19 protein-coding genes are annotated in these 24,408 nt (G+C 73.4%); 12 read left to right on the forward strand and 7 right to left on the reverse strand.

The features are described from left to right. The first annotated feature begins 35 nt into the window (after positions 1-35). From ACZ51D_RS00620 to ACZ51D_RS00630, 3 genes are all read left to right on the forward strand, one after another. Complete coding sequence (locus ACZ51D_RS00620) at positions 36-1,295, forward strand: MFS transporter (RefSeq protein WP_465660620.1); 1,260 nt, start codon at positions 36-38, stop codon at positions 1,293-1,295. Positions 1,296-1,330: 35 nt separating this feature from the next. Next, positions 1,331-2,515 carry a CopD family protein gene (locus ACZ51D_RS00625; RefSeq protein ID WP_465660622.1) on the forward strand — a complete coding sequence of 395 codons (1,185 nt, stop codon included), beginning with the start codon at positions 1,331-1,333 and terminating at the stop codon, positions 2,513-2,515. A gap of 163 nt (positions 2,516-2,678) precedes the next feature. Then, on the forward strand, positions 2,679-3,062 hold the full coding sequence (locus ACZ51D_RS00630; RefSeq protein ID WP_465614876.1) for a cupin domain-containing protein: 384 nt from the start codon (positions 2,679-2,681) through the stop codon (positions 3,060-3,062). A gap of 20 nt (positions 3,063-3,082) precedes the next feature. On the opposite strand, the gene ACZ51D_RS00635 is transcribed toward ACZ51D_RS00630, so the two are convergent. The 4 genes from ACZ51D_RS00635 to ACZ51D_RS00650 form a co-directional block, all read right to left on the reverse strand. Continuing rightward, the gene (locus ACZ51D_RS00635; RefSeq protein WP_465614875.1) at positions 3,083-4,297 is read right to left on the reverse strand and encodes an ABC transporter ATP-binding protein; all 1,215 of its coding nucleotides are present in this window, start codon (positions 4,295-4,297) and stop codon (positions 3,083-3,085) included. A gap of 40 nt (positions 4,298-4,337) precedes the next feature. Beyond that, positions 4,338-5,171: a carbohydrate ABC transporter permease gene (locus ACZ51D_RS00640; protein WP_465660624.1), complete on the reverse strand. Its 834-nt coding sequence runs from the start codon at positions 5,169-5,171 to the stop codon at positions 4,338-4,340. After that, the gene (locus ACZ51D_RS00645) at positions 5,168-6,013 is read right to left on the reverse strand and encodes a carbohydrate ABC transporter permease (RefSeq protein ID WP_360502014.1); all 846 of its coding nucleotides are present in this window, start codon (positions 6,011-6,013) and stop codon (positions 5,168-5,170) included. Before ACZ51D_RS00645 ends, ACZ51D_RS00640 begins: the two co-directional genes overlap by 4 nt. Positions 6,014-6,111: 98 nt before the next feature. After that, positions 6,112-7,389: an ABC transporter substrate-binding protein gene (locus ACZ51D_RS00650; protein WP_465614873.1), complete on the reverse strand. Its 1,278-nt coding sequence runs from the start codon at positions 7,387-7,389 to the stop codon at positions 6,112-6,114. A gap of 271 nt (positions 7,390-7,660) precedes the next feature. Here ACZ51D_RS00650 and ACZ51D_RS00655 point away from each other — a divergent pair, with 271 nt between their 5' ends. Continuing rightward, on the forward strand, positions 7,661-8,062 hold the full coding sequence (locus tag ACZ51D_RS00655; protein ID WP_465614872.1) for a hypothetical protein: 402 nt from the start codon (positions 7,661-7,663) through the stop codon (positions 8,060-8,062). Between the two features lie 182 nt (positions 8,063-8,244). Here the strand turns inward: ACZ51D_RS00655 and ACZ51D_RS00660 are convergent, their stop codons facing one another. After that, positions 8,245-8,859 (reverse strand): cytochrome b/b6 domain-containing protein, encoded by a 615-nt coding sequence (locus tag ACZ51D_RS00660; protein ID WP_465614871.1) that lies wholly within the window; start codon positions 8,857-8,859, stop codon positions 8,245-8,247. Beyond that, a complete protein-coding gene (locus ACZ51D_RS00665) occupies positions 8,843-9,556 on the reverse strand; it encodes a molybdopterin-dependent oxidoreductase (RefSeq protein ID WP_465660625.1) in 714 nt (237 codons plus the stop codon). Before ACZ51D_RS00665 ends, ACZ51D_RS00660 begins: the two co-directional genes overlap by 17 nt. Before the next feature lie 665 nt (positions 9,557-10,221). Between ACZ51D_RS00665 and ACZ51D_RS00670 the strand changes: the two genes are divergently transcribed. From ACZ51D_RS00670 to ACZ51D_RS00700, 7 genes are all read left to right on the forward strand, one after another. Next, positions 10,222-11,025, forward strand: coding sequence for a hypothetical protein (locus ACZ51D_RS00670; protein ID WP_465660627.1), 804 nt, complete (start codon positions 10,222-10,224; stop codon positions 11,023-11,025). After that, positions 11,013-12,404: a lanthionine synthetase C family protein gene (locus ACZ51D_RS00675; RefSeq protein ID WP_465660629.1), complete on the forward strand. Its 1,392-nt coding sequence runs from the start codon at positions 11,013-11,015 to the stop codon at positions 12,402-12,404. Before ACZ51D_RS00670 ends, ACZ51D_RS00675 begins: the two co-directional genes overlap by 13 nt. Further along, positions 12,401-15,781 carry a lantibiotic dehydratase gene (locus ACZ51D_RS00680; protein WP_465660631.1) on the forward strand — a complete coding sequence of 1,127 codons (3,381 nt, stop codon included), beginning with the start codon at positions 12,401-12,403 and terminating at the stop codon, positions 15,779-15,781. The genes ACZ51D_RS00675 and ACZ51D_RS00680 overlap by 4 nt, the downstream gene beginning before the upstream one ends. Positions 15,782-16,018: 237 nt before the next feature. Continuing rightward, a complete protein-coding gene (locus ACZ51D_RS00685; RefSeq protein ID WP_360501844.1) occupies positions 16,019-17,560 on the forward strand; it encodes an MFS transporter in 1,542 nt (513 codons plus the stop codon). A gap of 129 nt (positions 17,561-17,689) precedes the next feature. Next, entirely contained in the window at positions 17,690-18,079 is a 390-nt protein-coding gene (locus tag ACZ51D_RS00690) for an SCO5389 family protein (RefSeq protein WP_360501842.1), read from the forward strand. A 231-nt stretch (positions 18,080-18,310) separates the two neighbouring features. Beyond that, a complete protein-coding gene (locus ACZ51D_RS00695; protein WP_465614867.1) occupies positions 18,311-19,351 on the forward strand; it encodes an LLM class flavin-dependent oxidoreductase in 1,041 nt (346 codons plus the stop codon). Between the two features lie 159 nt (positions 19,352-19,510). Further along, on the forward strand, positions 19,511-20,536 hold the full coding sequence (locus ACZ51D_RS00700; protein WP_465660633.1) for an NADP-dependent oxidoreductase: 1,026 nt from the start codon (positions 19,511-19,513) through the stop codon (positions 20,534-20,536). A gap of 74 nt (positions 20,537-20,610) precedes the next feature. On the opposite strand, the gene ACZ51D_RS00705 is transcribed toward ACZ51D_RS00700, so the two are convergent. Continuing rightward, positions 20,611-21,072 (reverse strand): SsgA family sporulation/cell division regulator, encoded by a 462-nt coding sequence (locus ACZ51D_RS00705; RefSeq protein WP_465614865.1) that lies wholly within the window; start codon positions 21,070-21,072, stop codon positions 20,611-20,613. Positions 21,073-21,488: 416 nt separating this feature from the next. On the opposite strand from ACZ51D_RS00705, the gene ACZ51D_RS00710 reads away from it, so the two are divergent. Then, the gene (locus tag ACZ51D_RS00710; protein ID WP_465661039.1) at positions 21,489-24,320 is read left to right on the forward strand and encodes a helix-turn-helix transcriptional regulator; all 2,832 of its coding nucleotides are present in this window, start codon (positions 21,489-21,491) and stop codon (positions 24,318-24,320) included. The last annotated feature ends 88 nt before the right edge of the window (positions 24,321-24,408 follow it).

A 24,408-nucleotide genomic window follows, 5' to 3' on the forward strand; every position in this document is an offset into this window, starting at 1 on the left:
CCTCGACCGGCCCGCGCAGCCGATAGGGTGTGGGGATGAACCGGCCCACCCCGGCGGAGCGGTCGACGGGTATGCGACCGTGGCGGTTCGTCGTGTGGTTCGGGATCGTGAGCCTGCTCGCCGACTTCGTCTACGAGGGCGCCCGGTCCGTCACCGGGCCGCTGCTCGCCTCCCTCGGCGCTTCCGCGCTGGTGGTCGGCGTGGTCACCGGAGCCGGGGAGGCCGCGGCGTTCGGCCTGCGGCTGGTGTCCGGGCCGCTGGCGGACCGCACCGGCCGGTTCTGGGCGCTGACCATCGCCGGGTACGCGCTGACCGTCGCCGCGGTGCCGCTGCTGGGCGTGGCCGGGACGCTCACGGCCGCGTGCGTGCTGGTGGTGGCGGAGCGGGTCGGCAAGGCCGTCCGGTCCCCGGCCAAGGACACCCTGCTCTCGCACGCCACCGCCGCCACCGGCCGGGGCCGGGGGTTCGCGGTGCACGAGGCGCTCGACCAGTTCGGCGCGGTGATCGGCCCGCTCACCGTGGCCGGGGTCCTGGCCGTGACCGGTAGCTACGCGCCCGCGCTGGGCGTCCTCGCCGTGCCGGGCGTCGCGGCGCTCGCCCTGCTGGTGTGGCTGCGCGCCCGCGTGCCCGAACCCGCCCGCTACGAGCCCGCCTCCACGCCCGCCCACCCCTCCGGCGGCAACAGCGACGGCGGCGAAGAGGCCGAACCGCCGCGGCTGCCACGTGCGTTCTGGGTGTACGCGGCCTTCACCGCGGCGACGACCGCCGGCTTCGCCACCTTCGGCGTGGTCTCCTTCCACCTGGTCCAGCGCCACCTGGTGTCCGTGTCGTTGGTGCCGGTGCTGTACGCGGCGGCGATGCTCGCCGACGCCGTCGTCGCGCTGGCCACCGGCTGGCTGTACGACCGGGTCGGGCCGCGCGTCCTCGCGGTGCTGCCGGTGCTGGTCGCCGCGATGACCGCGCTCGCCTTCAGCGGCACGCGGGCCGCCGTGGTCGCGGGCGTCCTGCTGTGGGGAGCGGTGATGGGAGTTCAGGAGTCGACGCTGCGCGCCACTGTCGCCGACCTCGTGCCCGCCGCCCGCCGGGCCACCGCCTACGGCGTCTTCGCCGCCGTCGTCGGCGCCGCGACCCTGGCGGCGGGCGCCCTGACCGGCGCGTTGTACGAGGTGTCCGTGCCGGCCCTGATCGCGGCGGTGACGGTCGTCCAGGCGGGCGCCCTCGTCCTGCTCGTGGCCGTCCGACCCGACCGCGAGTCACAGGTTGATGACGGTAGAACAACCAAGGGCCCGGAATGAGGGAAGGCTATCCTTAGAAAGGTTAGCCTTCCCTCATGAACAGTCTGCTGTCGGCCGCGAACACGGCCGGATACGCCACGCCCCAGCTCTGGCGGGTCCTCACCAAGACCGGCTACTTCATCGGCCTCAGCGGAGCCATCGGCACCACCGTCACGTACGCCACCACCGTCCGCCCCGCCCTCAGGACGGCTGAGCGCAGCGGGAACAGCGACGACGCCGCGGTCCTGAGGTCCGGATCGGCGGCCTGCCTCGCCGGGGCGGGCGTGGTGCTGCTGCTCGCCGGCTACTTCCAGCTCGCCGCCCGCGTCGCCCGCTCCGGCAAGGGCACGCCCTTCGGCGACGCCCTGGCCCCCGGCCGGATCCGGGACTTCCTCCAGGCCCCCGCCGCCAAGGACGCCTGGGTCGCCCAGGGCACCGTCTACCTGGTCCAGAACCTCGTCCTCCTGGCCACGGCCGCCGCGCTGATCGCCCTGTTCGTCCCGGCCGCCCGCCGGCACACCGACCGCATCGCCTTCGCCGTCCTGCCGGCCGCGCTCGCCGTCACCCTGGTCGCCGCCGTCCCGACCACCTCGCCCGCCGACCTCGACCGCTGGCTCGACCTGGCCCTCGACCAGGTCCACATCGTCTCCGGCACCGTCTGGCTCGGCGGCCTCGCCCTGCTCGTCGCCCTCGCCGGCACCCGCGGCCGCCTCGGCGACGGCGCCGGCCTGCTGTGGGCCGACCTGTGGCGCCGCTTCGGCCTCGTCGCCATGGTCTGCGTCGGCGCCGTCCTCGTCTCCGGCCTGTGGCTCAGCTGGAAGCACGTCGGCTCGGTCTCCCAGCTGTGGACCACCGGCTACGGCCTCGCCCTGCTCGTCAAGGTTGTCCTCGTCCTCGGCCTGGTCGCCGCCGGTGCCGTCAACCAGTTCTGGCTGATGCCGCGCATCGCCCGGGCCCGCCGCGCCGACGACACCGCCTCCCTGCGCCACCTCACGCTGCGCCACTTCCCCCTGGTCGTCTGGGGCGAGGCCGCCCTCGGGGTCGCGGTCCTGGTGGTCGTGCCGTTCCTCGCCGGGTCCGCCCGCACCGAGGCCGGCAGCGCCAAGGCCGTCTCCTCCGGCAGTGTCTTCGCCGCCGGCGCCGCCCTGGTCGTCGCCCTGGCCATCTCCTTGTACGCCACGGCCAAGGCCTCCGAGGCGATGGCCCGTCGCCCGTCTGCCACCCCGGCGGCGACCCTCTGACACCACCGGCCCTCACCACCCCCGCGCGCGTCGCCGACCCGGGTGTCCTCCGGACCGGCAGCGCGCGCTGGGGCGTCCGCCTCCGGATGCGCCCGGCCGTCCGGGGTGGTCGACTCGACACGACGGGAAGTCTCGGGGGGCGTCACCGAGAGGAGCCGTAGCAATGCCGAAGGTTTCCAAGCAATCCGCGCCACAGGTCCAGGAGTTCGGACCGGTGACCGACCGCCGGGCGGAGATGGACGGCTACACCGTCGAATTCGTCTCCTTCGCCGCCGACGCCGACCTCGACGGGCCGCTGCAGGCGCTGCCCGACGGGTCGTGCCAGTGCCCGCACTGGGGCTACGTCATCGCCGGCCGCATGCGCTACGTCTTCGGCGACCAGGAGGAGGTGTACGAGGCCGGCGACGCCTTCTACCAGCCGCCGGGCCACCGGCCGTACGTCGACGCCGGCACCGAACTGCTGCAGTTCAGCCCGACCGACAAGCTCGCCCGGACCGAAGAGGCCATCGAGGACTGGATGAGCCGCCAACAGGGCGGCACGCCGTAGCCCCTGCCCCCGCCCCCGCGCTAGTCCGGCAGGCGTTCCGGGTGGGTCAGGTTGGCCCCGCTTCGGGGGTCGAAGACGTGGATCCGCGCGGTGTCGACCCACAGTTCCAGCGGGCTGCCCTCGGTGGCGCGGGTGGCGGTGTTCAGCCGTGCGACGACGCGGTGCTCCTGCATGCCGGTGTCGGCCCGGCCCGAGTCCGCGGCGAGTTCGGCGAGTTCGTCCGTCGGCGCCGGCCCGCCCTCCTCGGCGAAGTGGACGTAGACGTCCGAGCCCACGGACTCCCTGACCTCGACGGCGACGGTGCAGGTGACCCCGCCGGTGTGCCCGACCCCGGCGTACCCGACCCCGGTGTGCTCGGTCAGGGAGGCGTCCTCGAAGTCCTCGGGGCGGATGCCGACGATCAGTTCGCGCGGGGCGTCCGCGTGCTCGAGGGCGCGCCGGGTGCGGTCGTCCAGCGGCAGCGCGCCGAGTGAGGTGCGCAGCGCGTTCTCCTCCAGCGCGGCGCCGAGGAAGTTCATGCCGGGCGAGCCGATGAACCCGGCGACGAAGAGGTTGACCGGCTCGTCGTACAGGTGTTGCGGCGAGCCGACCTGCTGGACGACGCCGGCGCGCATGACGACGACCCGGTCGCCGAGCGTCATGGCCTCCACCTGGTCGTGGGTGACGTAGACGGTGGTGGTGCCCAGGCGGCGCTGGAGCGCGGCGATCTGGGTGCGCATCTGGACCCGGAGTTTGGCGTCGAGGTTGGACAGCGGCTCGTCCATCAGGAAGACCTTGGGGTCGCGGACGATCGCCCGTCCCATGGCGACCCGCTGGCGCTGTCCGCCGGAGAGGTTGGCGGGCTTGCGGTCGAGGTGCTGGGTGAGGTCGAGGATGCGGGCGGCCTCTTCGACCTTGGCGCCGATGGTCGCCTTGTCGACCTTGGCGAGGCGCAGCGCGAAGCCCATGTTGTCGCGCACGCTCATGTGCGGGTAGAGCGCGTAGCTCTGGAAGACCATCGCGATGTCGCGGTCCTTGGGCGCGCGGTCGTTGACGACCTGTCCGGCGATGCGCAGGGTGCCTTCGGTGATGTCCTCCAGGCCGGCGATCATGTTGAGCGTGGTGGATTTGCCGCAGCCGGACGGGCCCACCAGGATGACGAATTCGCCGTCGGCGATGGTGAGGTTGACGTCGTGGACGGCGAGGGCGCCGTCGGGGTAGCGCTTGGTGATGCCGTCGAGGACGATCTCGGCCACGGTTCGCCTTCCTGTTCCTGGTCCGCCGGGTGGGGCGGTCTCAACCTTTGACTGCGCCGGCGGTGAGCCCGGCGACGATGCGGCGTTGGAACAGCAGCACGAAGACCACGATCGGGATCGTGATGATCACGGCGGCGGCCGCGATCGAGCCGGTCGGCTGCTCGAACTGGGAGCTCCCGGTGAAGAAGGCGATGGCGGCCGGTACGGTCCGGGCCGAGGTGGTGGAGGTCAGCGAGATGGCGAACAGGAAGTCGTTCCAGCAGAAGATGAAGACGAGGATGCCGGTGGTGAACACGCCGGGTGCCGCCAGCGGGGCGATGACCAGCCGGAACGCCTGCCAGGGTGTGGCGCCGTCGACCTTGGCGGCTTTCTCCAGGTCCCAGGGGATCTCCCGGAAGAACGCCGACAGTGTGTAGATCGCCAGCGGCAGCGAGAAGGTCATGTAGGGGATGATCAGTCCGGCCCAGGTGTCGAAGAGGCCGAGCGCCCGTTCGATGTTGAACAGCGGTGAGACCAGCGAGATCGGCGGGAACATCGCGATCAGCAGGGACACCCCGATCAGCAGCCGCTTGCCGGGGAAGCGCAGCCGGGCCACCGCGTAGGCCGCCATGGTGCCGAGGACGACGGCGATGGTGGTGGCGATCACCGCGATCCCGATCGAGTTCACCAGGGCCCGGGTGAACTCCGAGGTCTGGAAGATGCCGCGGTAGTTGGTCCAGGTCCAGGTGCGCGGCACGAAGTCGCCGTCGGAGAGGGTGCTGGGGTCCTTGAAGGAGAGGGCGACGATCCACCAGACCGGGAAGAGCGCGTAGAGGACGACGACCAGGTTGGCGATGCCCCAGCCGGTCAGCGCGCGGGTGTGGCGGGTGCTCATCGGTGCTCCGGTTCGGCGCCCGGCGTGGCCGCGCCGAACAGTTTGACGAAGACCAGGGCGATGAGCGCGACGCAGCCGAAGATGAGGACGGAGATCGCCGAGCCGATGCCGAGGTTGAGCGCGGTGAAGAGGTTGTCGTAGCCGAGGATCGAGACCGATCCGGTGCCGTTGGAGCCGCCGGTGAGGACGTAGATGTTGTCGAAGATCCGGAAGGCGTCCAGGGTGCGGAAGAGCAGGGCGACCAGGATGGCCGGTTTCATCAGCGGCAGGATGACCAGGCGCAGCCGTTGTCCGAAGGTCGCGCCGTCCACCATGGCCGCCCGGACGGTCTCGTCGGGCACCAGGGCGAGCCCCGCGAGCAGGAGCAGGGCCATGAACGGGGTGGTCTTCCACACCTCGGCGAGGATGATCAGGCCGATGGCGGGCCACTGTTCGGTCAGCGGGGCGCTGCCCTCGGGCAGCAGGGCGGCCAGGTAGCCGGTGCCGGGTGTCCAGGCGTACTGCCAGGAGTAGGCGGCGACGACGGTGACGATCCCGTACGGCACCAGGACCGCGGTGCGGACGGTGCCGCGTCCGAAGACGGCGCGGTGCATCACCAGGGCGAGTGCCAGTCCGAGGACCAGTTCGACGGCGACCGACACCGCGGTGATCAGCACGGTGACGCCGAGCGCCTGCCACCAGAAGTTCGAGGTCAGCACGGCGCCGTAGTTGGCGAGCCCGACCCAGTGCGCCTGTTCGGGGAAGCGCAGGTCGTAGCGCTGGAGCGAGAGGTAGAGGGCGTAGCCGATGGGGTAGGCGGTGACAGCGAGCATCACGATGACCGCGGGCGCGCAGAGCAGCAGGCCGAGCCTGCGTTCCTGGCGGGCGCCGCGGGAGCGCCCGGCCGGGGTGTGGACGGCCGGGGCGGGGGCGGCCGCGTCGCGGGCTCCGGTGGGTGGTGTCACGGAATCAGCCCCTTCGAGCCGAGGGCGTCCTGGATCTGCCCGCGGAGGTCGGCCACGTCCTTGTCCGGGTGGATGTCGGCGGGCGGGGAGAGGGTGTGCGAGATGGCGATGGAGACGTTCTGGTAGGCCGGGGTCTGCGGCCGGACGCTCGCGGAGTCGAGGGCGGTGAGCACGTCGGCGGCGAAGGGGTAGCTCTGGGTGAGTTCCGCCGCCTGGTAGAGGCTGCGCAGGGACGGCGGGAGGCCGCCCTTCAGGGCGTTGGTGAGCTGGTTGTCCCGGTCGCGCAGGCACAGGGTGGCCTCGAAGGCGAGGTCGGCGTGCCGGCTGTAGGCGCCCACCGCGAGGTCGATCCCGCCGATGGTGACGCTGGCGGGGCGGTCGGGGGTGACGGCGGGGTACGGGGCCCAGCGGAAGTGCGGGAAAAGCTTGGGCTGGTTGGCCTTCATGGAGGGGTAGACGAAGGGGTAGTTGATTTCGAAGGCGGCCGTGCCGGACTCCATGGCGAGCCGGTTCTGGTCCTCCATCTGGTTGGGCAGCGAGGGGTCGGCGGCCGCGGAGGTCGCCAGGTCGTGCATCACCGTGGCGGCGGTGACGGCGGGGGCCCCGAGCGCGGGTGCCTGCGCGTCGGGGGTGAGGATCGAGCCGCCCGCGCTGGTGACGAGGGTGTTGAACCAGACCGTCAGTCCCTCGTACTGGGCGCCCTGGATCTCCACGTAGTGCGGTTTGCCCGCGCGGGCCAGCTCTTCGGCCTTGGCGAGCATCTCCGCCCATGTCCTGGGCGGGGTGTCCACCAAGTCGTCGCGATACCAGAGCAGTTGGGTGTTGGAGTTGTACGGCACGGCGTACAGCCGGCCTCGCCAGGTCGCGGTGCGCACCGCCGCGTCGAGCGTGTCGGCGGTGGCCCGCTCGCGCATCGCCCCGGTCCACTCGCGGATCCAGCCGGCTTCGGCGAACTCGGCGGGCCAGGTGACGTCGAGGCCCAGGATGTCCACGTCGGCGTCGTGCGCCGCCATCCGGCGCACCAGCTGCTGGCGTTGGCCGTCCGCGCCGCGGGGCAGTTTGTTGTAGTGGATCGTGTAGCGCCCGCCGGACTGCTGCCCGCAGCGGTCGGCGGCCTGCTGGAGGGCACCCGAGTCGTCCGGGAAGTTGTACCAGTTCAGCGCGACCGGGCCGCCCTGCCCGCCGCTCCCGCAGCCCGTCAGGGCGGACGCGACGACGGCCAGTCCGGCGGCGGCACGCGCCCACCGTGAGCGGAGACTGGGGACCCTCGGCATCGTTCTCCCGTGGTGGGGCGGACCGGCCCCGCCGACCCTAGCCCGCCGCTGCCCCCGGTCCCCGGCGTGCCGCGCCGCCGACCACCCGGGCGGGTCAACCCGTCAGGGCCCGGCGCCGAAGTGTCGGCTCGGACGGTGGCCTCGACCGGCCCCGGCGACCCCGTCCGACACGCCACGGGCGGCGGATCATCGCCGCCGCCCCGAGGGGCGGCGCCTACTGTCACCTTCGCCCGCACATGGACATCTACAGACAGAAGCGGAGAAATCCCCCATGAATCGTTGCATCACCCGGACGCTGATCCTCCTCGCCGCCGCCGGTCTCGCCGCCGTGCCGACCGCCGCGAGCGCCGAGGTCGTCTCCGGCGGCAACCACGGGACGGTCATCGTCGGCGACGACAACCAGGTCGCCGGCTACGACATCATCAATGCCGGCCACGACGCCACCGTCGGCTCCCACAACGGCGCGAGCGGCGCGGCCGGGGTGGCCGGAGCCGCCATGGACGCCGCCCAGGCCGCCGGGGGCAACTACGGGACCGTGATCGTCGGCGACCGCAACCAGGTCGCCGGGGACGACATCGTCAACGCCCTCGACGACGCCACCGTCGGCTCCTACAACGGCACCTCCGTGATGGCGGCGACGATGACCGCCGCACTGAAGCCGATCACGGGCTGACGCCCCCGTGCCGTCGCCCCGGAAGCCGCCTTCCGGGGCGACGGCACGCCGTCCACCCCCTGATGGCGTTCCACGCCGGCCGCCCACGGACCCGCTGCCTGGCGTTGACGACACGTCATCCCGCCGCCGGTTCCGGGCGGTCGATCGGCGGGCGCTCGGCGCGCAACGACGGCTCCCCCGGCCTACTCCGGCTCCGCGTCCGCGGCCTGCCAGTGCGGGTGCTCGCGCTCGGCCCAGCCCCGCTCCACCAGCCCGGTCCGCATCCCGCGCCGGGCCTCAGGATCCCGCCAGGCCATCCGGACGTGCCCGGCGACCACGATCGCGATGGCAGCGGCCAGCCAGTCGTGGACGAAGGTCGCGCCGGTCCGCCAGGACGGCGGGGCGAGGTGGGTGAGCCACATCAGCAACCCGGTGCCGACGATCACCAGCATCGACCCGAGCGTCCACTGCGCGTACAGCTTCTGCCCGGCGTTGAACTTGCCCGCCGGCCGGTCCCAGGAGCGCCGCCGGACGGCCCGCAGCCACGCCCAGTCCGCCGGCACGAACCGGCTGAGCCGGGCGACGTCCGCCCGCAGCGCACGGGACGCCAGCCCGAGCAGCAGCGGCACCGGCAGGGCCAGGCCGCACCACACGTGCACGGTGACGACCAGCGGCCGGTTGCCGACCAGCGTGGCGAGCGGCGCCAGGTAGAGGAAGGCGGCCGTGGCCAGGCAGACGCCCATCAGCGCGGCGGTCGTACGGTGCACCCAGCGCTCGGTCGGGGTGAAGCGGAGGATCGGCTCAACTCGTCGGCGCATCGTCCCGCCCGTTCGACCGGCCGACCCAGGCGTCGACGTCATAACCGTTCTGCTCCCAGTAACCCGGCTCCACCGAGCCGGTGACGGTGATCCCCGACAGCCACTTCGCGGACTTGTAGAAGTACATCGGCGCGACGTACAGCCGCACGGGCCCGCCGTGGTCGTGCGAGATCGGATTGTCCTGCATGCGCAGCGCCACCAGCACGTCGTCCCGGCGCGCCTGCTCCAGGGTCAGGCTCTCGGTGTACTCGCCGTCGAAGCAGTTGAAGCGCACGGCCTTCGCCCCGTCCTTCACCCCCGCGGCGTCCAGGAGGTGGGCCAGCGGCACGCCCTCGAACGGGGTGTTCGGCACCCGCCAGCCGGTGACGCACTGGACGTCCTTGACCAGCCGCCGCTGCGGCATCGCCTGCAGATCGGCCAGCCGGTGGGTGGTGGGGCGCTCCACCAGTCCGTCCACCGTGAGCGCGTAGTTCGCGGCGTCCCGCCCGGGGACGAAGGTCACCACCGAGTAGTAGCGGAAGCCGTTGTTGCCCGGCAACAGCCCGCTGAGCCCACTCGGATCCCGCTCGGCCAACGCCGACTCGGCACGCTGCAGGTACGGGCCGACCGCCACGCCGGCCGCGCCGAGCCCGAGCAGGCCCAGCACGACCCGCCGGCCCACCGGACTGCCCTTGGGATGTTCCACTTCTCTCGTCACGCCCCGATTCGACCAGCTCAGGGCGGGCCACGGCCAGCGACCGGGGCGTTCCGTCAGAATTTCGTCATCTCCGGCACCGCACCGCGCGCCGGCCGCGACCAGCGCCGGCACCACCGCGCCGTGGCCGAGGGCGGCGCTCGGCGCGGGCTCGGCTGTCTGCGCTTCCGAGCCGACCGGCCGGATCGTGAGATCGCTCGCCACCGCGCTTTCCGGTTTCGCCTCCCGCAGGTCCGCACCGCCGCAGCGACGCAGCGCCGGTACGAGGCAGACGGCGGGGGCCAGTATCAGATTCCCCGGTATCCATCGGATCACAGGGCAAGGCCGCCTCGGCGCACCTCCTCGGCGACGGCTCCGGAGTCCGTCGTCACCCCGCCCACGGGCCGTGCGGGTACGGGCAAGCGGGCCCACAATGGAAGGAGGAGACAGGACCGAGCGTGACGCAGAGTCAACACGGACAGTGCGGTTTCTCGTCCCGGGCCCGTCTCCTCGCAAGCTCCGGCATGCGGCAGGACCACTGACAGGCCGACGGTCTGACGCGGCCGCGGCCTCCCGCCGGTGACGCCGCCGTCCGGCTGGCCCGGACCGTACACCACGGGAACCCGCACCCTGTGCAACCGGCGCCGCCGTGGAAGCGCGGAACCTCATCAGTAGCACCCGAGGTTGACATGGCCGACAAGAACTCCGAACCCGGTGGGCCCAGCGGCATCGGCGACCGCCCACAGGACGACTTCGTGGCAAGGAACCTCTCCGACCCATCCGAGCGGCCGGCCAAGACGCTGACCCTCAGCGGCCTGCTGGGCGACAGCGACCGCACCGGATTCCGGCGCCTGTACTTCAACAAACAGCTCGACTACTACGCCGAGTTCGCCTCCGCGGACGTGCTCTCGGTGGAGACCGTCGCGAGCGACCAGCCGCCGTTCGTCGGACTCGACGCGACGAAGGTCACCCTGCGTCGCGACGCGACCGTGCACTTCACCCGCGTGGAATCGGCCGCTCCCGTGGACGAGTTCGACCTCGACCTCCGCCTGGGGCAGCCACGCCCGACGGGCATGCAGCCCCTCGGGCCGGAGACCGGGGCCCCCTGTCACACCGACTTCGCCTGCGGCACCGACTTCGACTGCCCGACGGAATTCAACACCGGCTGCAAGCCGCACACGTGCCAGTGCACCGACGACACGGTATGCGCCACCCTCCGCAGGACCTGCCAGACCTGCCAGACCTGCGCCACCTGTGGTGAGAACACCTGCGCCACGTGCGGTGAGGACAACACCTGCGTCACCTGCGGCGGAGCCACCTGCGTCACCTGCGGCGAAGCCACCTGCGTGACCTGCGGCGGGTTCACTTGCATCACCTGCGGCAGAGGGACCTGCGCCACCTGTGGCCAGGCCACGTGCCACCTGTGCGAAACCCGCGACACCTGCAACCCGCACGTGTTCACCTGCGGACCGAACCCGCAATGCCGGATGTGACGGCATTCGGCACGGCCTCGCCCACACCGCCCGCGCCGGCGGCGCAGGGCCGCGACGGCTGGACACCCCGGCTGGGGCCGGCGGCCGGGGCACGTGCGCTCGAAGCCGCCCGGCTGATCGCCGACCGGGCCACCGACCCCCCGCGCGTGCGGGCGGCGATCGAACTCGCCGCCCGGCAGACGTCGTTCCCCGGATCGGTGCACTGGGACCCCGTGTCGCTGGCGCAGGGCGACACCGGCCAGGCCCTGCTCTGCGCCCAGCTGCACCGCTGCTTCCCCGCCGAGGGCTGGGACCGCACCGGGCACGCGCACCTCGCGCGCTCGGTGGCCGCGCTGGAGCGGCGCGGCAGCGCCCCGCCGAGCGTGTTCGGGGGGCTGAGCGGTGTCGCGTTCTGCGCGGCGGTACTGGGCGGCGGTCGCGGCTACCGGCGCCTGCGCCAGGTCCTCGACGGCCGGATCGCGGCGGTGAGCCTGTCCGCGGCGGCGGCCATGCGCGGGAGCAGCGGCGTGCCGGTGTCGGCCTTCGACCTCATCTCGGGCCTCAGCGGCATCGCCACCCACCTGCTGCCCGCCGGTGCGGACCGGCCCGCGCATCCGGCGCTCCCGCAGGTGCTGCGCGCTCTCGTGGGCCTCGCCCGCTCCGATGGGCACCCGCCCGCCTGGTACACCCCGGTGGCGCTGCTCCATGACGAGGAGCAGGCCCGCTCCTATCCGTTCGGCAACCTCAACTGCGGTCTGGCGCACGGCATCCCGGGCCCGCTGGCGGTGCTGGCCCTGGCCGTCCGCAGCGGGGCCGTGGTCGAGGGCCTCGAACCGGCCGTCCGCGAGCCGGCCCGGTGGCTGTCGGCCCACCGGGTGGACGACGCGGCCGGGCCGAACTGGCCCGCCGTCGTCCCGCTGGTCGACGGCGGGCCCGGCCTGCGCGAGGGCCGCGCGCACCACGCCACCCGCAGTGCGTGGTGCTACGGCAGCCCGGGGATCGCCAGGGCGCTGTGGCTGGCGGGCAGCGCGCTCGGCGACGACGGCCTGTGCGGCGCGGCGGTGCAGGCGATGGAGGCCGTCTACCGTCGGCCCGTCCCCGAGCGCGGCATCGACTCCCCGACCTTCTGCCACGGCGTCGCCGGGCTCCTCCAGGTGACGCTCCGCTTCGCCGACGACACCGGGCTGCCCGTGTTCACCGAGGCCGCCGTCGCTCTGACCGAACAGATCCTGGCGCACGTCGACCCGGCACGGCCGATGGGGATCGCGACGGTGGAGCCGGCGGGCAATCTCGTCGACCAGCCCGGCTTCCTCGACGGGGCGGCCGGGGTCGCCCTCGTCCTGCTCGCGGCCGCGACGGACCAGGAGCCGGTGTGGGACCGCGCCGTGGCGCTGTCATGACGCCGGCCCCGAGCCCCGACCCGGCCCCGGCACCGCCCGTGAACACCGGCGCCGCCGCCGACGCGGCCCCGCCGCACCCCCGCAGCCGCGCCCCCCTCTACGAACCGGCCCCCTGGCTGATCGTCCGCACCCCCCTGCTGCCTGCCCGCGGACCGGGCGCCGCCACCACCGCGAACCCCCGCGACGCCCTCGCCGACCCGCGCATCCGCCGGGCCCTGGCCATCGCCAGCCCCGACCTGCTCGAAGCACTGCAGCGCCCCGGGGCGAGCCCGCGCGACGCCGCCCGAGCCGAGCTGAAGCTGGCCCGCTACCTGATCCGGATGAGCACCCGGCCCACCCCGTACGGCGCGTTCGCCGCCGTGTCCCTCGCGGGCTGGGGCGAGCGCACCACACTGTCCGTGCGCAACGACGCCGACCGCATCCGCACCCGCCCGGACATGGGCTGGCTGACCGACCTGTGCCTCACCCTGGACGACGACCCCGCCGCCCGCGCCGACAGCCGGTGGGCGGTCGGCGCCCACGCCGTCGAGCGCCACGGCCGGCTCGCCCTGGCCGACGGCGGACCCGCGCAGAGCACCGGCTCGGTCCGCCTCACCACCGCCGTACGCGAGGCACTGCGCGCCGCCCGCCGCCCCGTCCCGTACGCGGCGCTGCGCCGCCACCTGTTGGACCACACGGGCGGCAGTCCCGAGCAGGTCGACCGGCTGCTCACCGACCTGTGGCGCCAGCGCCTCCTGGTCACCGACCTGCGCGCCGCCCTCACCACCGCCGAACCGGCCGACGAGCTGCGCGGCCGCCTTGCCGACCGCCCCGCCTGCGCCCGCACAGCCGGCCGACTCGCCGACCTGCTCGCCGAGATGGCCGATCTCGACAGGGCCCCGGCGGACGAGGCACCGAAGCGGGCCCGCGGCATCGCCCAGCGTGCGAAGGCCGTCCACCCGGCCGGCGGACCGGCGTTCCAGACCGACATGGCCCGGCCCGTGGCCGGCGACCGGCTCACCGCCCACGTCGGCGAGGCCTGCGCCCAGGCGGCCGAGCTGCTCCTGCGCCTGTCGCCGCAGCCGCTGGGCTGCGCCGAACTGTCGGCCCACCGGGGCGCGTTCACCCAGCGCTACGGCCACGACCGGGAGGTGCCCCTGCTGGAGCTGCTGGACGAGCACACCGGGATCGGCCCGCTCGCACACGCGCACGGCGCCCGGCAGGCGCTGCCGCCCGAGGTGGCCGCCCGGCGCGCGAACGCACTCACCGACCTCGCCCTCGGCGCCCTGCGGGACGGGCAGCGCGTCGTCGAACTGACCGACGCCCTGCTGGCCGACCTCCAGACCCGGGACCCGTCGACCGAACCCGTACCCGCGCCGCTCTCCCTGGAGCTGTCCGCCTTCGTCGCCGCCGCCTCCCCCGAGGCCGTGGACCGCGGGGACTTCCTCCTGGTCGTCGGACCCAACCTGGGCGCCAGCAGCGCCGGCCGCTCGCTCGGACGGTTCGCCGACCTCCTCGCGCCGCAGGGCCCGGCGGCACTGCGCGCCCTGGGCGAAGCCGAGAGCCGGGCCCGCGCCGACGCCGCCCTGCCCGCCGAGGTCGTCTACCTCCCCGCGAACCACCGGATGGCGAACGTCGTCGTGCGCCCCGCCGTCCACGAGCACGAGATCGTCCTCGACGTCCCCGCCGGGGTGCCCGCCGAGCGGGTCGTGCCGCTCGACGACATCCTGGTCGGCATCCGCCACGACCGCTACCGGCTCCGGTCTCGGCGGCTCGACGCCGTGCTGCGCCCGACCGCGCGCCACATGCTCAACACCCATCAGGCGCCCGCTGTCTGCCGCTTCCTCGACGAGGTCGCCCGGGACGGCTCACCCGAGTTCGCGGCCTTCGACTGGGGCCCGGCGGCCGGCTTCCCGTTCCTGCCCAGAGTGCAGTACGGCCGGATCGTGCTGGCCCCCGCCCGCTGGCTGCTGCGCCCGGCCCCCGACGGCGGCGAGGGCCGGCCGGCCGGCGCCGAGGCCTTCGCCGCCCACGTGGCCGCCTGGCGCACGCAGTGGTCGGTCCCGGCGCGCCTCTACCTGACCGTGGCCGACAACCGGCTGCTGCTCGACCTCGACGACCCCGCCCAGGTCGAACAGCTGCGCGCCGAGGCCCGCAGCAGCCGGGCCGGGCTGCTCGTGCTCCAGGAGGCACTGCCCGACACCGCCGACGCGTGGGTGCCCGGTGCGGACGGCGTCTTCATGAGCGAGCTCGTGGCACCACTCGTCCTTCGCCCACAGGCGGCAGCACGGGCGGACGGGCAGGCGGACAGGCGGGTGGCCCCGGGGACGGCGACGCGGACGACACCCGGACCACAGGCGGTACCTCAGGCCGTACCGCAGACCGCGCCCGCGCCCGCGCCCGCGCCCGCGCCGACGGTCGCGCGCGGCGACGACCGCCCCGTCCCGATCCGGGACCGGCTCCGCCTGCCGGGAAGCGACTGGCTGTTCGCCAAGCTCTACTGCGACCACGACCAGGAGAACGGCCTCCTGGCCGGCCCCCTCAGGCACCTGTGCGAGATGGCCGAGGTCTCCGGGCTCGCGCAGCAGTGGTTCTTCATCCGGTACGCGGACCCGGACCCGCACCTGCGCCTGCGCTGGAAGGGCGACCAGGAGGCCCTGACCCGGCACCTGCTCCCGGAGATCGCCCGGCTCGCCGCCCGGCTCACCGATGAGGGCCTGGTCTCCCGGCTGGTCATCGACACCTACGACCGTGAACTCGAGCGGTACGGCGGTTCGGAGGGGACCGACGTCAGCGAGGAGATCTTCTGCGCCGACAGCCGGGCCGTGATGAGGCTGCTCGCCGAGACCGGGCCGGCACACACCCCGCCCCTCGCGGACGGCCCGTCCGCCGTGGACAGCCCGGACGGCTCGGACTCCCCGGACGCCCCGGACGGCGGCGACCTCACCGAGCTCGCCGCCGTCAGCACCGACGACCTGCTAGCCGGGCTCGGCCTCGACGCCGAGGAGCGCCTGCACTGGTACACCGACCAGGCCCGGCAGTTCTACGACTCCGCCCGCCGCCAGGCCGGCGAGGACTACCGCGTGCGCCAGCGGCGCCTGCGCACCCTGCTCGGCACACCGCAGGGCCCGGCCCTGCTGGGCGGTGCGGTGCAGACGATCCTGGCACAGCGCCGCAGCGCGCTCGCCGAGGCCGTCGACCGGCTGTCCGGACTGGAGGCTGCCGGGCGGCTCGCCACGGACCGCGACCGGCTGCTCGGCAGCTACGTCCACCTCCACTGCAACCGGCTGCTGGCCGAGCGACGCCCGTCGGAGGGGCTGCTGGTCCAGATGCTCCAGCGCACGCGCAAGGGCCTGAGCGTGGAGAGCGAAGCTGCCCACCGCGACCAGCCGGCCTGACCGACTCGCCGAGGGCGAACAGTCTCGTGTTGCGAGCTCCGGGCCGGCAAGAGGTCTTGCCCGATGACCCGCCATGGCCGGGACGGGGTTCACACCCCCGATCGACGGTTGTCCGGAAATCACCGCTTGTCCGTAATGAACGGTTGTGTTCCCTATCTCCTGGGGATACTGTCGAGGTTGGTGAACGAATCCGTCCCCCTCCCACTCGTTCGCTCCCGAGCCATTGGGGAACCTGCCATGGCCACCTCGCGTGCCCTGGCCACGGCTCCGCCCGCGACCGCACGTCGGGGCCAGCATCCAGGGATAGCCCTCACCGTCATCGCGGCCACCCAGCTGATGGTCGTCCTGGACATCACGATCGTGAACATCGCGCTGCCGCACATCCAGCAGGCGCTGAAGTTCAACACCACCGACCTGTCCTGGGTCATCAACGCCTACACCCTGACCTTCGGCGGGCTGCTGCTGCTCGGCGGCCGGGCGGGCGACATCCTCGGCCGACGGCGGGTGTTCGTCGTCGGCGTGCTGGTGTTCAGCCTGGCCTCGCTGCTCGGCGGGGTCGCGCAGTCCTCCGCCTGGCTGCTGGCCGCGCGGGCCCTGCAGGGGCTGGGCGGCGCGATCGCCTCGCCGACCGCGCTGGCACTGATCGCCACCAACTTCAAGGAGGGCCCGGACCGCAACCGGGCCTTCGGCGTGTTCTCCGCCGTCGCGGGCGCGGGCGGCGCGATCGGGCTGCTGCTCGGCGGCATGCTGACGTCCTGGCTGTCCTGGCGGTGGGTGTTCTTCGTCAACGTGCCGATCGGCATCGCGATCGCGCTCCTGGCGCCGCTCTACATCAACGAGTCCGAACGCCACCCCGGACGGTTCGACCTCACCGGCGCTTTCACCTCCACCGCGGGCATGGTCTCGCTGGTGTACGGCTTCATCCGCGCCGCCGAGCACGGCTGGACGGACACCGTGACGCTGACCGCGTTCAGCCTCGCCGTCGCCCTGCTGGCGGCCTTCGTGCTCAACGAGCGGCGCGTGACACAGCCGATCACCCCGCTGCACCTGTTCCGTGACCGCAACCGCTCCGGCGCGTACGGGCTGATGCTCTGCGTGGCCGCGGCGATGTTCAGCATCTTCTTCTTCATCACCCTGTTCGTGCAGGAGATCCTCGGTTTCAGCCCGCTGCGGGCCGGCTTCGCGTTCCTGCCGATCAGCGTGGCCATCATCGCCGCCGCCCAGTTCGCCGCCCGCAACCAACTGCGGTGGGGCCCGAAGCCGTTCCTGGTCACCGGCTCGGTCCTGGTGCTGGCCGGAGTCACCTGGGCCACCCGGATCGACATCAACACCAGCTACGTCGGCGGCATCCTCGGGCCGACCCTGCTGTTCGGCTTCGGCATGGGCTCGATCTTCGTCCCGGTGATGCTCACCGCCGTCTCCCGGGTCGCCCCGCACGAGACCGGTGCCGCCACCGGCATGCTCAACACCACCCAGCAGGTGGGCGGTTCGCTGGGCCTGTCGATCCTGGTCACGGTGTACGGCACCGCCAGCCGCAACGAGGCCCGTCAGCAGGTCGGGAAGTTCCTCCAGCAGGCCACCCCGCAGGAGGCCCTCCGCTTCAAGGCGACCGGACAGCTGCCCGAGCCGTACTCCTCACAGGTGCTGGTGCACGGCATCGCGAGCGCCTTCCAGCTGGGCCTCGTCTTCGCGGCGCTCGCCGTAGTGATCGCCTCGCTCGTCATCAAGGTCCGCCGGCTGCCGGAGGCGGATGTCAGCCCTTCGGGGGGCGGCACTTGACAGGGCGTCGGGGATACCGAAATCTTAACCGCAATGGTTTTCATCTTCGATAACCATCGCGGGCAGGTGTTTGCCCACCGATGCCCACGTACCCCCGGCACCCCCGGCACCCCCCGAAAGAGGACACCCATGTCGCTCGACGTCTCCCCCGCCCTCCTCGACCAGGCCCGGGAGGGCCGCGTCGACGAGGCCGACTTCCTGGCCACCGTCCGGGCCTCGCTCCCCTACGCCTACCAGGTCGTCGCCGGGCTCAGCACCGAACTCGCGGACGGTGACGAGGAGTTCACCACCGACAACACCACGCCCAGCGACGAGCAGCGGGCCCAGCTGCTGCGCGCGCTCGCCAGCAACGCCATCCGGGGCAGCCTGGAGGACCACTTCGGAGTGAAGCTCGCCTTCGTCAACTGCCACCGCGTCGGCGCCTTCCGGCCCGGCTCCGAGGACAGCGAGGCGTACCGCGAGTTCACCTCGCTGCACAACCAGATCCGCAACCAGAGCCCGGAGCTGCGCAGCTGCTGACGACCGCCGTACGGAGGGCCCCCGCCCGGGCGGGGGCCCTCCGCGCGTGACGTCGCGTGACGCCGCATGGCGCCCGGCTGCGTCCCGCTGCGCCCGGTTGCGCCTCGTTTCAGCCGGGTGTCCGGATCGCATTGCCGATCTTGTCGGGCCGAGGGGCGGGCGCTACGTTCGGAGGACACGGACCGTCCGGCCCTCCCCCGGGCCGCCTCACACCCAGCGGAGCCGCCCACCATGCCGGACCCCCGCCCGCTGCGCAGACTCGGCTTCCTGACCATCGGGCTCTTCGACGAGGCGGACCCGCGCCGGGGCCACGAGTCCACCCTGGACCTCATCACCCTCGCCGAGCAGCTCGGCTTCGACAGCGCCTGGCTGCGCCACCGCCACCTCCAGTACGGGATCTCCTCCCCCGTCGCCGTCCTCGCCGCCGCCACCCAGCGCACCAGCCGCATCCAGCTCGGCACCGCCGTCACCCCGCTCGGCTGGGAGAACCCGCTCCGGCTCGCCGAGGACCTCGCCACCGTGGACATCCTGTCCGGTGGCCGGCTCAACCCCGGCTTCAGCGTCGGCCCGCCCACCCACTACAAGCACGTACGCGACGCGCTCTACCCCGACACCGGCGAGCACGAGGACTTCAGCCCCCGCCGTGCCGAACGCCTCCTCGCCCTGATCCGCGGCGAGGACGCCTCCGATTTCGCCGGCACCGAAGGCGTCGAGGTGTACTCCCGCCGGGTCCAGCCGCACTCCCCCGGCCTCGTTTCCCGCCTCTGGTACGGCGCCGGCAGCCTGCGCTCCGCCCGCTGGGCCGGCGGACAAGGGCTCAACCTGCTCACCAGCAGCGTGATGAAGACCGAGCCGGACGACCGGCCGCTCGACTTCGCCGCGATCCAGGCCGAGCAGATCCACGCCTTCCGCGAACGCCACCCCGACGGCGAGCGGGCCCGGGTCTCCCAGAGTCTGGTGGTCATCCCCACCGACAGCGCCACGCCCGAACAGCGCGCCAAGTACGAGGCGTACGCCCTCGCCCGCACCCCGCGCACGCACGCCCCACAGGGGCCGGCCCGGCTCCTGTTCGCCCCCGACCTGGTCGGCACGACCGCGGAGCTCGTCGAGCGGCTGCACGCCCACGCCGGGTACCGGGAGGTCGACGAGGTCGCCTTCGCGCTGCCGTTCACCTTCGAGCACCGGGACTACGTGCAGATCCTCACCGACCTCGCGACCCGGCTCGGACCGGCCCTCGGCTGGCGCCCCGCCCCGGCGCCCGGGGAAGGCTGACCGGCCGAAGATCTCCGACAGCCGGTAGGTCGGGCGGACTCGACCTCCGGGCGTTCCTACGGGTCTCCGTGGGTCATCGGCTCTGGTCAGATGAATAAGCGCTTGCTTAGAATCGGGCGCGTCGGGTTCCAGAGCCGCGTGCACACCCCAGGAGACGTCATGACCGGAGACACCGGAGACACCGCAGTCAACCGCCAGATCCGCCTTGCCCGGCGGCCGGTCGGGGAGGTGCGGGCGGAGGACTGGACGCACGGGAGTGAGGCGGTCGGGGTGCCCGGGGACGGGGAGTTCCTGGGGCGGACGCGGTACGTGTCACTGGATCCGGCGATGCGCGGGTGGTTGGACGACCGGCCGTCGTACCTGCCGCCGGTCGGGTTGGGCGAGGTGATGCGGGCGGGCTCGGTGGTCGAGGTCGTCGCGTCGAACCACCCGAAGTTCCGGGTCGGGGACCACGTGGTCGGCGCCTTCGGGGTCCAGGAGTACGCGGTGTCCGACGGCAAGGGCGCGATGACGGTGGATCCCGCACTCGCACCGCTGTCCACCTACCTCGGCGCCCTCGGGATGCCCGGTATGACGGCGTACTTCGGGCTGCTGGACGTCGGGGCGCTCAAGGAGGGCGAGACCGTGCTGGTCTCCGGCGCCGCCGGGGCGGTCGGCAGCATCGTCGGGCAGATCGCCAAGGTGAAGGGCTGCCGGGTGATCGGAATCGCGGGCGGTCCCGAGAAGTGCGCGCTGCTCACCGAGGAGCTGGGCTTCGACGCGGCGATCGACTACCGCGCCGAGGACGTCCGCAAGGCGCTGCGCACCCACGCCCCGGACGGCATCGACGTCTACTTCGACAACGTCGGCGGGCCGATCCTGGACGCCGCGCTGACCCGCCTCGCCATGCACGCCCGGGTGGTGATCTGCGGGGCGATCAGCCAGTACAACAACGAGAGCGCCGTCGAGGGCCCGTCCAACTACCTGTCGCTGCTGGTGCGGCGGGCGCGGATGGAGGGCTTCGTGGTGTTCGACTACGCCCGCCGGTACGCGGAGGCGACCGCCGAGATCGCGGGCTGGATCGGCGACGGCCGGATCACGGTGAAGGAGCAGGTGGTGGAGGGCACCGTGGACGACTTCCCGGAGACCTTCCGGATGCTGTTCCGCGGTGAGAACACCGGCAAGCTGGTGCTCCGCCTGGCCTGATCCGCCCCACCCGGGAAGACCCCTCGTCGGACTCTCCCTCGGCCGTGGCCGCCGGCGTCGGTCACGGCCCTCGGTCACGGCTCGGTGCGCAGCTGCGTGACGAAGGCCTCCCAGTCCAGTTCGGCGGCCTCCCGCGTCTGCTCCGCCGACACCAGCCGGTAGGTCGCCTCGAACCACTGCGCCAGCGCGGCGACGGGCAGTTCCAGGACGGCGCTCGTCTCCCTCGACGCCAGCCGTAGCCAGGCCAGTTCTCCCCGTTCGCCGGGCACCGGCCAGATCCGGACGTCGCCCTCGCCGCTCGGTTCGGAGAGACCCCGGTACAGCAGCTCACGGCTGATCCGCCAGGTGACGCTCCGTCCCCGGGGCGGGGTGAGCGTGACGGACACGAGGACCGGTGTGTCCCGATCGAAGCGGAAGTCCGCCCGTAGGGGCTGCCGCTCGGCCCGTCCCAGCACCCGCAGGACGTCCAGTGAGAGCGCGAGGACGTGCTTCGACGCCTCCCGGCAGCCGCCGTGTCCGAACCCTTCGCCGCTCATGGGCGGTCTTCCCCTCTCGTGGATCCCCGTCGTCCCCTCGACTGTTCTGCAACCGGCCGGTCCGGAGCATCCGTCACTTGACCGAAGGTTCCCGTACGTCACGGGCCGCTCGACGGCCCGCTCGACGGTCCGGCGCGGGGCGGTACGGAACGACGCGGGGCGGGGCGAGGCGCTGCTGGGCTGTACGGTTCGGGGCGGCGGAGGGGAACAAACCGTCAGATGACTGGTGTGCGCCGCTCCCTCCCGAGGTCACACCTATGTGTGGGGGGAAGCCGATGGTGACGTCGGCCGAAAACCTGATCGGAACACCTTTCCGCCCGTGGGAAAATGGCGGAAGGACACGGCAGCGCTGGGCTTCCTGTGGACCGTAGTCGTAGGGGGAGCCCGTGAACGAGCCGGCCAGGACCGTCCGGACGATGGTCGGCCGCCGGCACGAGGGGGACGTACTGTCCTCCTTCGTGACGTCCGCGCAGGGACAGGCACTCGTCCTCAAGGGCGAGACGGGGGTCGGGAAGAGCGCGCTCCTCGAGCACGCCACCGAACTCGCGGCCGCGAAGGGCCACCGGGTGATCCGGGCGACCGGCGTCGAGGCCGAGTCGGACCTGCCGTTCGCCGGCCTGCACCAGTTGCTGCACCCGCTGCTCCCCCAGCTCAGCCGCCTCGACAGCGGCTACCGCGGGGTGTTCGACGTCGTGTTCGGGCGGAGTCAGGAGAAGCCGCCGTCGGTCATGACCCTCGCCATCGCGGTCCTCGACCTGCTGTCCCTGGCGTCCTCGCAGAAGCCGCTGCTGCTGGTCCTCGACGACGGGCAGTGGTTCGACACCGCCAGCGCCGAGGTGGCCGGTTTCGCGGGCCGCCGGCTCAGCGGCGGCTCGGTGAAGCTCCTCGTCGCGCTGCGCTCGGACATCCCGTCCCGGCTGGACACCGCGGCCCTGCCCGAACTGTTCGTGCCGACCCTGTCGGAGGAGGCGGCCGGGCAGCTCCTGGACCGGCAGCACCCGGGCCTCGACCCGCAGTTGCGCCGGGTCGTCCTGCGGGAGGCACAGGGCAACCCGCTGGCCCTGCAGGAGCTGCCGCCCTACCTGAGCCGCAGGCCCGCGCGCGGGGCCGAGGAGGCGTGGGGCTACCGGGGCGTCCCGCTGCCGCGCCGCCTCCAGCACGTCTACGGCACCCGCATCGAGGCCCTGGGCGGGGAGGTGCGCGCGGAACTGCTGCGCGGCGCGCTGGACGGGGTGGAGGCCGGGCCCTCGGTGGGCCACACCCGCGGCGCCCGGTACCGGATGGCCGACGCGGACGAGGCGGCGTTCGGCGGGCTACTGGACATCGACCCGGTCAGCGGCGACTTCGTCTTCCGCCACCCGCTGGTGCGCTCGACCGTGGTCCAGCTGGCGACCCCCAACGAACGCCGCGCGGCGCACGCCACGCTCGCCCGCTTCCACCGGGACGACATCGAGCGGCGGGCCACCCACCTGGCGGCCGCCACGGTGGACCCCGACGAGCGGATCGCCGCCGAACTGGAGGCGGCCGCCGAGTCCGCGACCCGGCGCGGCGGCGCGGTCGCCGCGATGGCCTGGCTGGTCCGGGCCGCGGAGCTCAGCGAGAACCACGCCGACCGCTCCCGGCGGCTGGGCGACGCGGCCTACCTCGCCGGGCAGGCCGGCCTGCTCGACCGGGCGCAGCGGCTGGCCCACGCGGACATCGTCCCGGGCCGCGGCGAATCGCCCGCCGCAGTGCTCGCCGCCGCCTATCTGGCGCTGTACCAGGACGGGGAGGTGCGCTCCTCGCGACGCCGGATCATCGCCACGATCGAGGCCCTGCGGGCCGACGGCCTGCGGGAGGACAGCCCGCGGGTCGACGGCGTGCGGGTCGACGGCGTGCGGGCCGACGGACTGCGGCGAGACAGCGCGCGGCGAGACAGCGCACGGGAAGACAGCGAGACGGTCAGCCGGCTGATCAACCTGCTGCTGGCGAACTGCCAGTACGCGAGCGACGGCGCCGCGTGGCAGGAGGTCCGCGCGTTCCTGGACCGGCTGGGCGACCTGGTGCCGACGCGCTCGCTGATCTACCGCGACGCCTGGAGCGACGTGGTGCGGCACGGCGCCGGGGCACGGGAGCGCCTGGAGGCCGCGTTCGCCGGCCGGCAGGACCTCGAACCCTGGGACGTCACCCGCCTCGGCGTCGCCGCCTACCACCTGGACACGCTCGGCCCGTACCGGCCGCACCTGCAGCGCGTCGTCGACCGCGAGGTGACGACCGGCGCGATGTCGGCCGGCATGACGATGCTGCACCTGATCATGCTCGACCAGATGGCCGTCGGCGAGTGGGACGAGGCGGAGCAGAGCGGGCTGCGCAGCCTGGAGCTGGCGACGGACCACGACCACGACCTCTTCGCCCACCACAGCCGCGCCTACCTCGCGCTCCTGGCCGCCATGCGCGGCCGCCTGGACCGGGCCCGCGAGCTGCAGGCCGCCGTCGACGCCTGGGCGCGACCGCGCGGGGTGGGGTTCCTCACCCAGATCGCGGACTCCGTCGGCACGACCGCCGCGCTGAGCGAGGGCGACTACGAGGCCGCCTACCTGTACGCGATCGGCATCACCACCCCGGGCTCGTTCACGCCGTACGCGCACCAGGCGTCCCGCACCCTGCTCGACCTCGTCGAGGCGGCGCTGCACACCGGGCGCGCGGACCAGGCGCGCCGACACGCGCTGGCCGCGCGCGACGCCGGACTGCCCGACATCTCGCCCCGGCTGGCGCTGGTGACGTACGGCGCGCTGGCGATGACGACCGACGACGAGAAAGCGGCGGCCGAGCTCTTCGGGCTGGTGGAGACGCTGCCGGACGCCGTCCGCTTCCCGTTCGAGCTGGCCCGCATCCGGCTCGCCCACGGCGTGCGGACCCGGCACTCCCGGGGGCCGGCGGCGGCCCGGCAGCCGCTGGCCCGGGCCGCGGAGGCCTTCGAGCGGCTCGGCGCCCCCGCCTGGGCCGAGCGCGCCCGGGCCGAACTGCGCGCCTCCGGCCTGCCCGCGCGGGCCTCCTCCGCCCACCTGGCCACCCTCACCTGGCAGGAGCACCGGATCGCCGACCTCGCCGCCGCCGGCCTGACCAACAAGGAGATCGGCGAGCGGATGCACCTGTCACCCCGTACCGTCAGCTCACACCTGTACCGGGTGTTCCCCAAGCTCGGCATCACCTCCCGGGCCGCCCTGCGCGACGCGCTGGGCGACGCCCCGGCCCCCGGCGCGGGCTGAGCCGCACACGTGCGCCCCGGACAGGCCGCTGCCGTCCGCCTCCCGGGGGTACCATGCGCAGCACCAGCTACGACGAGGGAGTGAACGT

This window comes from Kitasatospora sp. NPDC033851 (assembly GCF_055576085.1).